Below are 14,097 nucleotides of genomic sequence, written 5' to 3'. Positions count from 1 at the left end.
CATGAGTGTCACCATGGGACGCACATGACGGCGGAGGTCGCCGCCGCTCGGGCGCTGGTCCGCGTGCCCGGGGTGCCGGGTTACCGGTCCCCGGACCAGGGTGGTTTCCTATGGGGCGGACCACTCGACCCAAGGGGAGATACGACAGTGAAGAGCGTCGAGCCTGAGGTGTTCCTCGTAGCGCGGCCCGAGCTGGACTACGGCGAGGTGGCCCGCTACCTGCGGGAGGTGGGCGGCGAGAGCTGGCTGGAGCGGCTCGACCGGGGCGACCTCGACGCCGAGCTGAACGACCCGCAGAACCTGGCCGAGTTCGCCGGGCGGCTGTGCTACCGGTCCTGGGAGCCGGGCCTCAACCCCAACGTGGTCAGGGTCCGCACCGACCAGGGGCAGTACCTGGAGAACATCCTCCGGAGCCTGCACGGCTCGGTGCTGGAGCACGTCAGCTTCAGCTTCGTCCTGCACAACGTGAGCCGCGTGCTGACCCACGAGCTGGTCCGGCACCGGCCCGGCGTGGCGATCTCGCAGGAGTCGCTGCGGTTCGTCCGCCTCCAGGACATCCCGTTCTGGTTCCCCGAGTGGGCTCGCGAGGACCCCGAGCTGATGAAGCGCGCGACCGCGATGCTGGAGCAGATGGAGGAGTTCCAGGGCTGGATGGCCGGTCACTTCGGGCTCGACGACGAGGGCGTGCCGTTCAAGGAGAAGAAGCACAAGACCTCGTTCATGCGCCGGTTCGCGCCCGAGGGCGTCGGCACCGGCCTGGTCTGGACGGCCAACGTCCGCACGCTGCGCCACACGCTGGAAAACCGCACCGCGCCCGGGGCCGAGGAGGAGATCCGGCTGCTGTTCGGCCGGATCGGCGAGGTGATGCGCCGGGAGGCCCCCGACCTGTTCGGCGACTACGAGGTCGAGGACGGCTCATGGGTCCCGAAGTGGCGGAAGGTCTAGAGATCTACAACGTAAAGGCGGCCGCCGGTGTCCATTACCCGGGAGGTCATCGCCTCGATGACCTCCGCTGGGTAGCGTCGGCGCGGTGACGACGATGACCTTGGGCGACACGCGGCCGATCGGCGACCAGCTGCGGGCGTGGCGGCAGCGGCGCAGGCTGAGCCAGCTCGAACTGGCCTCGGAGGCGGACGTCTCGACGCGGCACCTCAGCTTCGTGGAGACCGGGCGGTCGGCGCCCAGCCGGGAGATGGTGCTGCGGCTCGCCGAGCACCTGGACGTGCCGCTGCGCGACCGCAACCTGCTGCTGGTCTCGGCGGGCTACGCGCCGGTGTTCACCGAGACGCCGATGGAGGAGCCGAGGATGGACTCCGTCCGCGCCGCGCTGAAGCAGGTGCTGCGGGGGCACGAGCCCTACCCGGCGGTGGTGGTCGACCGCTTCTGGAACCTGATCGACGCCAACGACGCCGCGGGCCTGTTCATGGAGGACGCGCCGCCGGAGCTGCTGGAGCCGCCGCTGAACGTGCTGCGGCTCAGCATGCACCCGGACGGGTTCGCCAAGAACATCCTGAACCTCGCCGAATGGCGCGCCCACATGATCGACCGGGTGCGGCGGCACGTGGCGCTGACGGCGGACGCGGCGCTGGAGCGGCTGTACCGGGAGCTGCGGAGCTTCCCGGGCGACGTGGGCGAGGCGATGGCGCCGCCGGCGGGCAACGAGGTGTTCGTCCCGCTGCGGGTCCGCAAGGACGGGCAGGAGCTGTCGTTCTTCGGCACGATCGCGACGTTCGGCACCCCGGTCGACGTGACGCTCGCGGAGCTGGCGATCGAGTCGTTCTACCCGGCGGACGAGCGCACGACCGCGTTCCTGCGGGAGCGCGCGGGCTGGTGACCCGCGCGGGCCGGTGACGGAGCGGGTTGGCGACGGCGCGGGCTGGCGACGGAGCGGGCTGGCGACGGAGCGGGCGCGGCGACGTGATAGACAGCTGTGCCGACCGTGCTTCCGTCCCCGGAGAACCGATGAAGATCACCGGCATCCTGCAGCACCAGGCGTGGCAGGAGCGTGTGCTCCCGCCGGTGGAACAGGTGCGCCCGGGGCTGTGGTCGATCCCGGTTCCGCTGCCGGACAACCCGCTCCGGTACGTGCTGGTGTACGGGCTGGAGGTGCCGGACGGCATCGCGCTCGTGGACGCGGGCTGGGACACCCCCGAGGCGTGGGACGCGCTGCGCGCCGGGCTCGGCATCGCCGGGTACGAGGTCGGCGACGTCAAGGCCGTGCTGGTCACGCACCTGCATCCCGACCACTACGGGCTGGCCGGACGGGTGCGCGAGGCGTCGGGCGCCTGGGTGGCGCTGCACCCGGCGGACGCGGGCCTGCTGCGCGACCGGTACCGCGACTTCGACGGGCTGATCGAGGCGATGCGGCGGCAGATGGCGCTGCACGGCGTGCCGGACGAGGAGGCGGGTCCGCTCGCCGAGGCGTCCCGGGCGATCCTGCCGCTCGTCCGGCACACCGACCCGGAACTGCTGCTGGAGGATGGGGAGCAGGTCCCCATCGCGGGCTGGAACCTGCGGACGGTGTGGACGCCGGGGCACTCGCCCGGGCACGTGTGCTTCTTCGAGCCCGACCGGCGGCTGCTGCTGTCGGGCGACCACGTGCTGCCCCGCATCACCCCGGCGATCGGCGTGCACCCGCAGCAGCGGCACAACCCGCTCGCCGACTTCTACGACTCGCTCGACAAGGTGCGCGGCCTGGACGCCGAGGAGGTCCTGCCGGGGCACGAGTACCGGTTCGCGGGCCTCGCCGACCGGGTCGGGGCGCTCGCCGAGCACCACACGGCGCGGCTTGACGAGATCGCGCTGGAGGTGATCCGCGCGGGCGCGGACGGCGCGACGGCCTGGGACCTCGCCCGGCGGCTCACCTGGTCGCGGCCGTGGGCCGACATCCAGCCGTTCATGCGCCGCGCGGCGATGCTGGAGACGCTCGCGCACCTGGTCATGCTGGAGGCGCAGGGGCGGGTGGACACCGTGGACGGCGCCCGGGCGGCCGGTGCGGCGGCGGACGGTCAGCCGCCGTGCCGCTGGCGGGCCACGCCCGTCCCGCCCGACACAGTCGACACAGTCGGCACGGCGGACCCGGCCGACACGGCCTGACCGGGCGGCTGGACGCGCGGTCGCGGCCCGTCGGGGGAGGGGATCTCCTCGGCCCGGAGAAGGTCGTGGTGGAGGCGGGTCAGCGGCAGGCCCAGCCGCTGTAACGCCGTCACCGTCCGCCGCACCATCGGGGCGGGCCCGGCGACGTAGGCGTCGTGGCCGTCCCAGCCGCCGAGCCGTTCCAGGACGTCGGGCAGCGGGCCGTGGGGCCGGTGCGGGACGTCCCCGTCGCGCTCGCCGTCCGGGGCGTCCGACAGGACGGGCACGACCTTCAGCCACGGGTGCTCCGACTCCAGCCGGCGCAGGTCGGCCAGGTCGTACAGGTCGCGCGCGGTGCGGGCGCCCATCAGCAGGTGGACGTCGCGCCGGTGCCCCGAGGCGGCGAGCTGTTCGACGAGGGCCTTGGCGGGCGCGAGGCCGGTGCCGCCCGCGACGAGCAGCAGGTCGCGGTCCGAGTCGGGGTCGAGCGTCATCGTGCCCATGGCCGGGCCGAGCAGGACGGTGTCGCCGGGCCGGGTGTGCCGGACGAGGGCGCCGCTCACCCACCCGGCGGGCAGCGCGCGGACGTGCAGGCTCAGCAGCCCGTCCGGGCGCGGGGCGTTGGCGATGGAGTAGGGCCGCCAGACCCGGGGCCAGCGCGCGGTCTGCACGGGGACGTACTGGCCGGCGGTGTAGGGCAGCGACGCGTCCGGCCGCAGGGTGAGGACGGCGAGGTCGGCCGCGCGGCGGTCGTGCTCGACGACCTCGGCGACCCACCAGGGCGGCGCGGTCGCGGCGTCCCGCTCGGCGGCGGCGATCATGGTGTCGCACGCGGACCGGTAGGCGGCGCTCCAGGCCGCCTCCGCCTCGGCGCTCCAGACCTCGGCGGCGAACGTCCGCAGGGTGGCGATCAGCGCGGCGCCGACGGCGGGGTAGTGCTCGGGCAGCACCCCGAACCGGCGGTGGTCGCGGCCGAGCCGGGCCAGGTAGGCGCTCAGCTCGTCGGGGCTGTCCTGGCTCCAGGCGATCCGGCCGAGCGCGTGGAAGAGACGGTCGCACTGGGCGCCCATCGCGGGCGGGAACAGGGCCCGCAGCCGCGGATTCTCGGCGAACAGGCGGCCGTAGAAATAGCCCGCCGCCTTTCCCGGCTCGTTTTCCAGACGGCTGAAGCTCTCTTTGAGAATGCGGGGATCCAATGACATGTCAGGCTCGCCCTCTTGGGTCATCGGGGGCCGGTTCCGCCCCGCGCGCGGCGTCGGGTGCCCGGCTCGGTGAGATTCTCGCACCCGGATCCGCCGGTCCTCAAGCGGTTCACGCCAACTCCGGGCCGGTATGACGGAGCGTAGTCGCGTATCAGGCGGTATTGGTACCAACATTTCTGACAAAGAGGACGAATACCGATCAGTACTGAAAGAGAGTGATTGGTCGGTTATGTAGTACCGGCGAATTGATGACGTGGCGGCCCGCGGAATTTCCCGCCGCGGCGCCGCGCGGCGCCTGGGAACGGACCGGGCGGCGGCGGGAGAGTAATCTCCACCCCGGTGGAGGAAAGGCGGCGTGATCTGTTCGCTGCGGAGGGCCACCGCGGGGCGGGGCGGCCCGGCCCGGGGGAGGCCCGGTGGTGCGCGATGATGACGTCGCAAAGGTGGCAACTCACCACATATCGTGACCGGAGCGCGGCCAGAGCCGTGGAGAGGGGAACCACGCATGTCAGAGGCGATCCGGGGGGCACCGACGGCACCGAGCGCCGGCGGGCCGCCCCTCATCGGCGTCACCACCTACCAGGAACCGGCCCGCTGGGGCGTGTGGGTGCGCGAGGCCGCGCTCCTGCCGGTGTCCTACCCGCGCTCGGTCGAGCGCGCGGGCGGCGTCGCCGTCCTGCTCCCCCCGGCCGCGACACTGCGCGGCCTCGGCGCCCTGGTCTCCCGGCTGGACGGCATCGTCCTGGCGGGCGGCGGCGACGTCGACCCCGACCTGTACGGCGCGGACCGGCACGCCGAGACCGGCCCGCCGCAGCCCCAGCGGGACCGCTACGAGCTGGCGCTCGTCCGCGCGGCGGTGGACGCCGACCTGCCGTTCCTGGCGATCTGCCGGGGCATGCACGTGCTGAACGTCGCGCGGGGCGGGGCGCTCGTCCAGCACCTGCCGGAGGCGGTCGGCCACAAGGGCCACTCCCCGGAGACCGGCATCGTCGGCTCGCACCGGGTTCAGTTCAGCGCGGGCAGCACGATCGGCGGGATCCTCGGCGAGGAGTCCGACGTGCCGACCTACCACCACCAGGCGGTGAGCCGCCTCGGCAAGGGCCTGTCCGCTGTCGCGTGGGCCGAGGACCAGGTCGTCGAGGCCGTCGAGCTTCAGGGGCACCGGTTCGGGCTCGGCGTCCAGTGGCACCCCGAGGAGGGCGACGACCGGCGCCTGTTCGAGGCGCTGGTCGCCGCCGCCGCGCGCTGACCCGGGAGGCCGCCGCATGCCCCTGCACCCGCAGGCCGAGGACTTCCTGGAACTGCTCGCCTCCTGGACGGCCGGAGCCCCGCCGGACGAGCCCCCGATCGAGGAGATGCGCCGCGCGATCGCCGCCGCGTTCCCGCTGGTGACGCGGGAGCTGCCGCACGTCTGCGACCTGACCGTGCCGGGGCCGGGCGGCCGCGTTCCGGTGCGCCTCTACCGCCCGCTGCCCGAGGGCGAGGGCGCGCTGCCCGCCGTGGTCTACCTGCACGGCGGCGGCTGGGTGCTGGGCGGCGTCGACAACGTGGACGCGGCGTGCCGCGAGATCGCGGCCGGCGCCGGATGCGCGGTGCTCGGCGTCGACTACCGGCTCGCCCCCGAGCACCCGTTCCCGGCGGCGGTGGAGGACGCGTGGGCGGCCCTGGCGGCCCTCACCCGCGACCCGGGCCGCTACGGCGCCCTGCCCGGCGCGGTCGCGGTCGCGGGCGACAGCGCCGGGGGGAACCTGGCCGCCGCGCTCGCGCTGCTGGCCCGCGACCGGGGCGTGCCGCTGGCGCACCAGCTCCTGGTCTACCCGGTGACCGACACGGCGATGGACACCCCGAGCTGGGCCGAGTACGGCCGGGGGTACGGGCTGGACGCCGCGACGCTCGCGCGGTTCCTGGAGCTGTACCGCGGCGGCGCCGACCCCGCCGATCCGCGCCTGGCCCCCTTGCGCGCGCCCCGGCTGGCGGGCACCGCGCCCGCTACCGTGATCACCGCCGAGTGCGACATCCTGCGGGACGAGGCGGAGGCGTACGCGCGGCGGCTGGCGGCGGAGGGCGTCCCGGTGGAGGTGCGCCGTTTCGACGGCGTCGTCCACTCGTTCTTCCTGCTGCCGGAGATCTTCGACGCCGGGGCCGAGGCCATGCGCCTGGCCGTGCGGCGGCTCCGCGCGGCGTTCGAGGGTCTCGGAGACCTGGCACAGGAGGGCGGGGCGGTATGAGCGGACGGTACGGGGCCTACGAGCGGCTCGACATCGACTGGGCGGCGCCGGGGGTGCTCCGGGTGACGATCAGCACGCCCGGCAGGCTCAACGCGGTCGACGCCGCGGGGCACCGGGAGCTGGCGGAGATCTGGCGGGACGCCGACGCCGACGACGAGGTCCGCGCCGTCCTCGTGCGCGGCGCGGGCACGGCGTTCTCGGCGGGCGGCGACCTCGCGATGATCGAGCGGATGATGGACGACCACGCCGCGCGGCGCCGGATCATGCGCGAGGCCCGCGACATCGTGATGAACGTGCTGAACTGCTCCAAGCCGGTGGTCAGCGCCGTCCAGGGCCCGGCCGTGGGCGCGGGGCTCGCGGTGGCGCTGCTGGCCGACATCTCCGTCGTCGGCCGCACGGCGCGGATCATCGACGGGCACACCCGGCTCGGCGTCGCGGCGGGCGACCACGCGGCGATCGTGTGGCCGCTGCTGTGCGGGCTGGCGAAGGCGAAGTACTACCTGCTGCTCAACGAGGTCATGACCGGAGAGGAGGCCGAGCGCATCGGCCTGGTCTCGCTGTGCGTGGACGACGCCGAGGTGCACGAGCGGGCGCTGGAGATCGCCGGGAGGCTCGCCGCCGGTCCGGCGGAGGCGCTGTCGCTCACCAAGCACGCGCTGAACAACTGGCTGCGGCTGGCGGGGCCGACGTTCGAGGCGTCGCTGGCGATGGAGTTCCTCGGGTTCACCGGCCCGGACGTCCGCGAGGGCGTGGCGGCGCTGCGCGAGAAGCGCCCGCCCGCGTTCGGGTGAGCGCCCGATGAGCGCCCGATGAGCGCCGCACCTGGACGCCGGGCGTTCCTGGCGCTGGCCGCCGGCGTCCCCGCCGCCGCGGCGGGCTGCGGGGGCCGGTCCGGGCCGAGGGCGCGGCTCAGGCTGGCCACGGGGGAGGCGGGCGGCGCCTACGAGGTGCTCGGCCAGCGGTTCGCGGCCGAGCTGCGGCGCGGCGGCCTGGACGCGCGGGTGCTGCGGACGGCCGCGAGCGTGGAGAACCTCGCGATGCTCGCCGGCGGCCGCGCCGAGCTGGGCTTCGCGCTGGCCGACAGCGCCGACCGCGCCGTCCTGGCCGAGCGGCTCCCGGTGGCGGCGCTGGCCCGCATGTACATGAACTACGTCCACCTGGTGGTCCCGGCGGGGTCGCCGGTCCGCTCGCCCGCCGACCTGGCCGGGCGCCGGGTGTCGGTCGGCGCGGCGCTGTCGGGCACGGCGGTGAGCGCCGGGCGGGTCCTGGACGCGGCGCGGCTGCGCCGTCCGGCGGTCGTCTCCACGCTCGGCCTGGACGCCTCGGCGCGGGCGCTGCGCGCGGGCCGCGTCGCGGCGTTCTTCTGGTCGGGCGGGGTGTCGACCCCGGCGCTCGCCGCGTTCGCGCGGACGACGCCGATCCGGCTGCTGCCCCTCGACGGGCTGGTGGCGCCGCTGCGCCGCGCGTACGGCCCGGTCTACGAGCACGCCGCCGTCCCGGCGGGGGAGTACGGCGGGGCGGGGCCCGTCCCGACCGTCGGCACGCCGAGCTACCTGGTGTGCGGCGCGTCCCTGCCGGGCGACGTCGCGTTCACCGCGACGCGGATCCTGTTCGCGAGCCGGGACCGGCTGGAGGCCCCCGACGCGCCCGGCGGGCGCCTCGACCGGCGCTACGCGATCGGCACCGGCGCCGTCCCGCTGCATCCGGGCGCGGCCCGCTACTACCGCTCCACCTACGGCTGAGGGCCCGCCGGGCCGGGAAGGCGCAGCTCGACGACCAGGCCGGAGGGGCTGCCCGGCAGCAGGCGCAGCGTCCCCCCGCTCGCTTTGGCCAGCTCGGCGGCGATCGCGAGGCCGAGGCCGCTGCCCGGGACGTTGGCGTGGTCGGGGGAGCGCCAGAAGCGGGACGCGGCGTCCGCGCGCTCGGCGCCGCCGAGGCCGGGCCCGTCGTCGGCGACGCGAAGGACGGCCCCCTCCGGCGCCTCCTCCAGGGTCACCGTGACCGTCCCGCCCGGGGGGACGAACTTGTGCGCGTTGTCCAGGGCGGTGTCGGCGACGCGGGCGACCGCGTCCGGCACGGCGTGGGCTGGGCAGGACTCCGGCAGCTCCACGGCGAGGGTGAGGCCCTGGGCCGCGAACACCTCCCGCCACCCGGCGAGCCGGGGGCGCAGCTCGGCGGCCGCGTCGACCTCGCGGGCCGCCGCGCCGGACTCGACCCGCGCGAGCGCGAGCATCGCCTCCACGAGCGCGGCGAGCCGGTCGATCTCGGCCATCGCCTCCTCGTGCTCGGGGGTCCCGGCGGCGTCCAGGTGCGGCAGGAGGTTCTCCAGCCGCAGCGACAGCACGGCCAGCGGGGTGCGCAGCTCGTGCGAGGCGTCGGCGACGAAGACGCGCTGGCGCTCCATCGCGGCCGACACCGCGTCCGCCATCGCGTTGAACCGGGAGGTGAGGCGGCGCAGCTCGGCCGGGCCGACGCCGGGGTCGACGCGGGCGTCCAGCCGTCCTCCGGCGATCTCGCCCGCGGTGCGGTCGAGGTCGGTGACCGGCCGCAGGATCCACCGGGCCAGGGACCGCGCCGCGAGCGTCGAGCAGCCGAGCACCGCGAGCGCGCCCAGCGCCAGCGCCGCCCACACCAGCGCGATGTCGCGGCGGGCCCGCTCGGTCGGCGCGAGCAGCAGCACCGCGCCCGACAGCTGCGCGTCCCGCCCGGCGGGCTCGGCGATCAGCACCGCGCGGGGGCCGAACGGGCCGAGCGCGGGCAGGTCCTCGGTGGTGCGCCCCGACAGCGCGGTGCGGGTCGCGGCGGTGTCGTCGACGTCCATGCGGCCCGCCTCGGCGAGCAGCGTCCCGTCCCGGTCGCGGATCCGCACGGCCGCCCCGTACAGCGCGGCGTAGCGGGTCACCTCGGGGACGAGCGCGCTGCGGTCGCCCTCCCGCGCGGCCCGGTCGGCCAGCTCGGCGAACCGGGTCGCGTCCGCGCGGCGGTCGAGCAGCAGCCGGTTCGCGCGGTGCGCGGCGTAGGCCAGGCCGAGCGGCACCGCCAGCGCCGTGACCACCAGGACGATCAGCACCGTGAACGTCGCGACGAGCCGCGGCCTCACGGCGCGGCGCCCCTCACGGCCCCGCTCACGGCGCGGTCCCGAGCCGGTAGCCGGTGCCCCGCAGCGTCACCACCAGCCACGGACGGCCCGTCTTGGAGCGCAGCCCCGCCACGTGCACGTCCAGCGACCGGGACGCCGACAGCAGCGGGTCGCCCCAGATCGCGTCCAGGATCTCCTCCCGCCCCCGCACGACGCCCGGCTCCCGCGCGAGCAGCGCCAGCAGGTCGAACTCGCGGCGGGTCAGCGGAACCGGGCGGCCCGCGACGGCCACCCGCCGCCGCGCCAGGTCGATCCGGACGTCCCCCACCGCCACGAGCGGCGGCGGCACCGGCAGCGGCCGCGTGCCGCGCCGGACGACCGCCTCCATCCGCGCCATCAGCTCCGCCGTCCGGAACGGCTTGACCAGGTAGTCGTCGGCGCCCGAGCGCAGCCCGCGCAGCACGTCCCGCTCCCGCGTCCGGGCCGTCACCACGATGATCGGGACGGCGGACACCCGGCGGACGCGGCGCAGCGCGTCCATGCCGTCCATGTCGGGCAGGCCGAGGTCCAGGAGCACGAAGTCGGCCCCGCCCGCCAGCCGGAGGGCGTCGACGGCGAGCGCGGCGCGCTCGACGGTGTGGCCGTGCCAGGTCAGGGCGGTGGTCAGCGCGGACGCGAGCCGGTCGTCGTCCTCGACCAGGAGTACCCGCATGCCGACAAGGTTAGGCGTGCGCCGGGACGTCGCCGGGCGCGCTCTCGCGCCGCGACAGCGCCGCGTCCCGGGTCTCGCGCATGCACACGTACACGACCAGCGACACCGCCGCGCAGCCCGCCACGTACCAGTAGAAGCCCGCCTCGGCGCCCGCCTTCTTGAACCACAGCGCGACGTACTCCGCGGTCCCGCCGAACAGCGCGTTCGCGACCGCGTACGGCAGCGCCACGCCCAGCGCCCGGACGTGGGTGGGGAACATCTCCGCCTTCACGACCGCGTTGATCGAGGTGTACCCGGTGACGATGACCAGGCCGGCGAGCGACAGCGCGAGCGCCCCGCCGAAGCCGTCCACCCGCGACAGCGCGGTCATCAGCGGGACGGTGCCGAGCGTCCCGCCGATCCCGAAGCCGATCAGCAGCGGGCGGCGGCCGATCCGGTCCGACAGCGCCCCGGCGAGCGGCTGCAGCCACATGAACGCGAACAGCGCGCAGAAGCTCACCAGCGACGCCGTGCTCTTCTCCAGCCCGGCGGTGTTGGACAGGTACTTGGTCAGGTAGGTCGTGTAGGTGTAGTACGCGAGCGTCCCGCCCATCGTCAGCGCGACCACCAGCGCCGCCTCCCGCCGGTGGGCGGCCAGCTCCCGCAGCGTGCCGCGCCCGGCGCCGGCCTCCTCCGGCGCCCGCTCCTGCTCGTCGAACGCCTCGGTCTCCAGCAGGCTCCGCCGCAGGTAGAGGATCACGGCGGCGGCGACCGCGCCGACGGCGAAGGGGATCCGCCAGCCGTAGGACTTCAGCGCCTCCTCGGTCATCGCGTGCTGCAGGACGATCAGGAGCCCGAGCCCCACGAGCTGCCCCGCCGTCATCGACACGTACTGGAAGCTGGAGGCGAACCCGCGCCGTCCCGGCGGCGTCGCCTCGGTGAGGTAGGTGGCGCTGGCCGCGTACTCGCCGCCGACCGACAGGCCCTGCAGCAGCCGCGCCACCAGCAGGACGAACGCGCCGAGGTACCCCACCGACCCGTAGGTCGGCGCGACCGCGATGAGCAGCGCGCTGCCCGACATCAGCGTGACGGTCAGGGTGAGCGCGGCCTTGCGCCCGCGCCGGTCGGCGAACCGGCCGAGCAGCCAGCCGCCGACCGGGCGCATGAAGAACCCGACCGCGAAGATCCCGGCGGTGTTCAGCAGCTGCGCGGTCTCGTTGCCTTTGGGGAAGAACGCCGAGGCGAAGTAGGTGGCGAAGCTCGCGTAGACGAACCAGTCGTACCACTCGACCATGTTGCCGACGGAGCCGCCGATCACCGCCTTCCACGGGACGCGGGCGGGACGCGCGGTGGGTGGGGGAGCCGTCACGGGAACCTCCTGCTGCCGGTCTGCCGGGTCTGTGCAAGGAGGCTCGCCCGCCGGGCGGGCCCGGTCCAGGGGGTCCGCCGGAGATCTAACGTCCGGTTAACGAAGACGGAAGAGGCGGGGGTCAGCCCGCCAGCGCGGGGTCCGCGCCGGTGACCGGGGCGCCGACGTAGCGCGTCACCATCCGGGCGATGAGGTGGGCGACCTCGTCCGGCGGGACGGAGGGCAGCATGATGTGGCTGGCCGTCAGCCGGACGGCCGCGTCGGTGATCTCGGTGAGCGCGGTGCGGTCCAGGCCCGGCCACTGCGCGAGCGCGTGCTCGGCGATCCGGGCGCTGGCGGTGAACAGCACCGGCTCGGCGCGGGTGGTCAGCAGCGGGAGCAGCTCGTCGCCGCCCGCGCCGGTCAGCACCGCCTTCTTGAGCTGGTCGTCGGCCGACACCTCCAGCGTGAACAGCACCGCCGCCGTGACGGCCGAGTACAGGTCGGCGTGCTCGGACAGCACCCGGTCGATCCCGTCGAGGTAGCGGTCGTTGTCGCGGACCACGACGGCGCGCGCGAGGCCCCACTTGTCGCCGAACTCGTTGTAGACGGTCTGGCGGCTGACGTTCGCGGCGGCGGCGACGTCGCGCATCCGGACGCCCCGGTACCCGCGCTCGACGAGCAGCTCGGCGGCGGCGTCCAGGAGGGAGTCGCGCACGGAGCGGCCTGCGGTGCCCATGGGTGGTCCCTCCGGTGCCGGTCGGGGGGCGGGAGTTCGGCCCATTATCCCCGGCGGGACACGCGGGGCGCGGCGGTCGCGCCGACCTCCGCGCGGACCTCCACGGGCGGGCCGGCCGCGACCACCCTCCCGGCGTCCAGGACGTGCAGGACGTCGCAGACCCCCATCGCCGGCTCCAGCCCGTCGCAGGCGACCAGTACCGCGAGGCCCTCGGCGGCGAGGTCGCGCAGCAGCACCTCCAGCGCCCGCGAGCGGCGCTCGGGCAGGGCCGTCCACGGCTCGTCCAGCAGCAGGACCGACGGCTCGGACGCCAGCGCGCGGGCGAGCCCCGCCAGCGCGGCGACCTCCGGCGGCGTCTCGGCGGCGCGCCGGCCGGCGAACTCGGCGACGCCGGCGCGGGCGAGGGCGTCCTCGGCGCGCCCCGCCGCGTCGGGGCGGCGGCGCCGGTCCCGGCCGAGGCGGTCGCGCCCGAACCGGTCCCGCGCGGACCGCTCGGCCGCCGCCCGCACGCTCTCCCGCAGGGTCGGACCGGGGAACGGCCACGCCCTCGGGCGCGCGGGCCGCTGGAACGCGCGGGCGATCCCGTGCCGGGCCCGCGCCCGCGCGGCGGTGCCGGTGAGGTCCTCGCCGTCGAGGTGGACGGTCCCCTCCGCCGGGCGGCGCACGCCGGCGATGACGTCGCACAGGGTGGTCTTGCCCGCGCCGCGCGGCCCGACCAGGCCGGTCACCGCGCCGGGCGGGGCGAGGAGCCCGGCGCCGTCCACGGCGGTCAGCGGGCCGAACCGCACCGTCACGTCCGCCACCCGCAGCCCCTCCAGCACCGTCATCCGCACCTCCGGGGCCATCGATGTGACGTGGGTCACGGTCGGGCCCTCACCTTACCCAGCGTCCCCGGACCGGGCAATCCTCCGCTCGCGCGCCCACTCCTTGACGCCCGCGACGAACGCCTCGACGTCGGCGGCCTTGCCCGAGGCCATCTCCTCGAACCAGGCCGGGACGTACCGCTCGAACCGGCCCGTCTCCAGGACCTCCAGGACGGCGGCGGCGACGTCCTCGGGCGGCAGCGCGTCGGACAGGTCGCTCAGCGGCGGCTCGTCCCCCGGCCGCGAGAACAGCTCGGTGTCGATGATCGCGGGCTGGACGACGTGGGCGTGCACGCCCGTCCCGTCCAGGTCGACCGCCATGCTCTCCCAGAACGCCGTCAGCGCCGCCTTGGACGCGGCGTAGGCGCCTTCGTGCGGGGGCCCGAGCCGCGCCGCCACCGAGCCGACCGCCACCAGGTCCCCGCGCCCCCGGGCGGTCATCCCCGGCAGCAGCGCCAGCGCGAGCCGGACGGGCGACAGGTAGTTCAGCAGCATCACCTCCTCGGCCTCGGCGGCCGACAGGTCCTGGACGCGGCGCCGCTTCGGCATCCCGGCGCACGCGACCAGCACGTCGACGCCGCCGAGCGCCTCCTCGGCCGCCGCCGCGAGCCCCGGGAGGCCGTCGAGACCGGCCAGGTCCGCCGTCCAGCTCACCGAGCCGGGGGAGTGCGCCCGGCACCGCTCCAGCACCCGCGCGAGCCGGTCCGCGCGCCGCGCGACCAGGCCCACCCGCGCGCCCGCCAGGGCGAGGGCCTGCGCGGTGGCGGCGCCGATCCCCGACGAGGCGCCCGTCACCAGCGCGGACCTCCCCGCGAGCGTGCTCACTCCATCACTTAGCGTGGTCATGGGGACCACGGTTCCGCACGGATCCC

14 protein-coding genes are annotated in these 14,097 nt (G+C 75.6%); 7 read left to right on the top strand and 7 right to left on the bottom strand.

What is annotated here, in order from left to right:
* Window positions 1–147: 147 nt before the first annotated feature.
* From thyX to KLI87_RS34010, 3 genes are all read left to right on the top strand, one after another.
* On the top strand, window positions 148–945 hold the full coding sequence (thyX, locus tag KLI87_RS34020; RefSeq protein ID WP_214620316.1) for an FAD-dependent thymidylate synthase: 798 nt from the start codon (window positions 148–150) through the stop codon (window positions 943–945).
* 94 nt (window positions 946–1,039) lie between these two features.
* Window positions 1,040–1,834, top strand: a complete 795-nt coding sequence (locus KLI87_RS34015) for a helix-turn-helix domain-containing protein (protein WP_156220906.1) — start codon at window positions 1,040–1,042, stop codon at window positions 1,832–1,834.
* A gap of 128 nt (window positions 1,835–1,962) precedes the next feature.
* Window positions 1,963–3,096 (top strand): MBL fold metallo-hydrolase, encoded by a 1,134-nt coding sequence (locus tag KLI87_RS34010; RefSeq protein ID WP_214620314.1) that lies wholly within the window; start codon window positions 1,963–1,965, stop codon window positions 3,094–3,096.
* Here the strand turns inward: KLI87_RS34010 and KLI87_RS34005 are convergent.
* Entirely contained in the window at window positions 3,009–4,277 is a 1,269-nt protein-coding gene (locus tag KLI87_RS34005; RefSeq protein WP_214620313.1) for a globin domain-containing protein, read from the bottom strand. The two genes, KLI87_RS34010 and KLI87_RS34005, sit on opposite strands and share 88 nt — an antisense overlap.
* Before the next feature lie 505 nt (window positions 4,278–4,782).
* Here KLI87_RS34005 and KLI87_RS34000 point away from each other — a divergent pair.
* The 4 genes from KLI87_RS34000 to KLI87_RS33985 are packed head-to-tail and all read left to right on the top strand — an operon-like array spanning window position 4,783 to window position 8,247.
* The gene (locus KLI87_RS34000; RefSeq protein WP_214620312.1) at window positions 4,783–5,526 is read left to right on the top strand and encodes a gamma-glutamyl-gamma-aminobutyrate hydrolase family protein; all 744 of its coding nucleotides are present in this window, start codon (window positions 4,783–4,785) and stop codon (window positions 5,524–5,526) included.
* 16 nt (window positions 5,527–5,542) lie between these two features.
* The gene (locus KLI87_RS33995; RefSeq protein ID WP_156220741.1) at window positions 5,543–6,505 is read left to right on the top strand and encodes an alpha/beta hydrolase; all 963 of its coding nucleotides are present in this window, start codon (window positions 5,543–5,545) and stop codon (window positions 6,503–6,505) included.
* Window positions 6,502–7,296 carry an enoyl-CoA hydratase/isomerase family protein gene (locus KLI87_RS33990; protein ID WP_214620311.1) on the top strand — a complete coding sequence of 265 codons (795 nt, stop codon included), beginning with the start codon at window positions 6,502–6,504 and terminating at the stop codon, window positions 7,294–7,296. The genes KLI87_RS33995 and KLI87_RS33990 overlap by 4 nt, the downstream gene beginning before the upstream one ends.
* 18 nt (window positions 7,297–7,314) lie before the next feature.
* Window positions 7,315–8,247 carry a TAXI family TRAP transporter solute-binding subunit gene (locus tag KLI87_RS33985; RefSeq protein WP_214620310.1) on the top strand — a complete coding sequence of 311 codons (933 nt, stop codon included), beginning with the start codon at window positions 7,315–7,317 and terminating at the stop codon, window positions 8,245–8,247.
* Here KLI87_RS33985 and KLI87_RS33980 read toward each other — a convergent pair.
* The 6 genes from KLI87_RS33980 to KLI87_RS33955 all read right to left on the bottom strand — a co-directional run bounded on the left by KLI87_RS33980 (window position 8,238) and on the right by KLI87_RS33955 (window position 14,071).
* On the bottom strand, window positions 8,238–9,605 hold the full coding sequence (locus KLI87_RS33980; RefSeq protein WP_214620309.1) for a HAMP domain-containing sensor histidine kinase: 1,368 nt from the start codon (window positions 9,603–9,605) through the stop codon (window positions 8,238–8,240). The genes KLI87_RS33985 and KLI87_RS33980 overlap by 10 nt on opposite strands.
* 25 nt (window positions 9,606–9,630) lie before the next feature.
* On the bottom strand, window positions 9,631–10,296 hold the full coding sequence (locus KLI87_RS33975) for a response regulator transcription factor (RefSeq protein ID WP_156220738.1): 666 nt from the start codon (window positions 10,294–10,296) through the stop codon (window positions 9,631–9,633).
* A 10-nt stretch (window positions 10,297–10,306) separates the two neighbouring features.
* Window positions 10,307–11,644: an MFS transporter gene (locus KLI87_RS33970; protein WP_308166416.1), complete on the bottom strand. Its 1,338-nt coding sequence runs from the start codon at window positions 11,642–11,644 to the stop codon at window positions 10,307–10,309.
* A 121-nt stretch (window positions 11,645–11,765) separates the two neighbouring features.
* Window positions 11,766–12,362, bottom strand: coding sequence for a TetR/AcrR family transcriptional regulator (locus KLI87_RS33965; RefSeq protein ID WP_156220737.1), 597 nt, complete (start codon window positions 12,360–12,362; stop codon window positions 11,766–11,768).
* A 44-nt stretch (window positions 12,363–12,406) separates the two neighbouring features.
* Window positions 12,407–13,225, bottom strand: coding sequence for an ATP-binding cassette domain-containing protein (locus KLI87_RS33960; protein WP_308166415.1), 819 nt, complete (start codon window positions 13,223–13,225; stop codon window positions 12,407–12,409).
* 15 nt (window positions 13,226–13,240) lie between these two features.
* A complete protein-coding gene (locus KLI87_RS33955; RefSeq protein ID WP_214620308.1) occupies window positions 13,241–14,071 on the bottom strand; it encodes an SDR family oxidoreductase in 831 nt (276 codons plus the stop codon).
* Window positions 14,072–14,097: the final 26 nt, after the last annotated feature.

The sequence above is a fragment of the Actinomadura sp. NEAU-AAG7 genome (genome assembly GCF_018603865.1).
Lineage (GTDB): Bacteria > Actinomycetota > Actinomycetes > Streptosporangiales > Streptosporangiaceae > Spirillospora > Spirillospora litoris.
Note: the sequence above shows the minus strand (reverse complement) of the source record. Positions and strands in the feature narration are given on the sequence as shown.

Coding starts and splice junctions, on each gene's coding strand:
- KLI87_RS33990 (WP_214620311.1), top strand. CDS start 6,502: ATGAGCGGACGGTACGGGGCCTACGAGCGGCTCGACATCGACTGGGCG.
- KLI87_RS33975 (WP_156220738.1), bottom strand. CDS start 10,296: ATGCGGGTACTCCTGGTCGAGGACGACGACCGGCTCGCGTCCGCGCTG.
- KLI87_RS33955 (WP_214620308.1), bottom strand. CDS start 14,071: ATGACCACGCTAAGTGATGGAGTGAGCACGCTCGCGGGGAGGTCCGCG.
- KLI87_RS33995 (WP_156220741.1), top strand. CDS start 5,543: ATGCCCCTGCACCCGCAGGCCGAGGACTTCCTGGAACTGCTCGCCTCC.
- KLI87_RS33985 (WP_214620310.1), top strand. CDS start 7,315: ATGAGCGCCGCACCTGGACGCCGGGCGTTCCTGGCGCTGGCCGCCGGC.
- KLI87_RS34015 (WP_156220906.1), top strand. CDS start 1,040: ATGACCTTGGGCGACACGCGGCCGATCGGCGACCAGCTGCGGGCGTGG.
- KLI87_RS33965 (WP_156220737.1), bottom strand. CDS start 12,362: ATGGGCACCGCAGGCCGCTCCGTGCGCGACTCCCTCCTGGACGCCGCC.
- KLI87_RS34010 (WP_214620314.1), top strand. CDS start 1,963: ATGAAGATCACCGGCATCCTGCAGCACCAGGCGTGGCAGGAGCGTGTG.
- KLI87_RS34000 (WP_214620312.1), top strand. CDS start 4,783: ATGTCAGAGGCGATCCGGGGGGCACCGACGGCACCGAGCGCCGGCGGG.
- KLI87_RS34005 (WP_214620313.1), bottom strand. CDS start 4,277: ATGTCATTGGATCCCCGCATTCTCAAAGAGAGCTTCAGCCGTCTGGAA.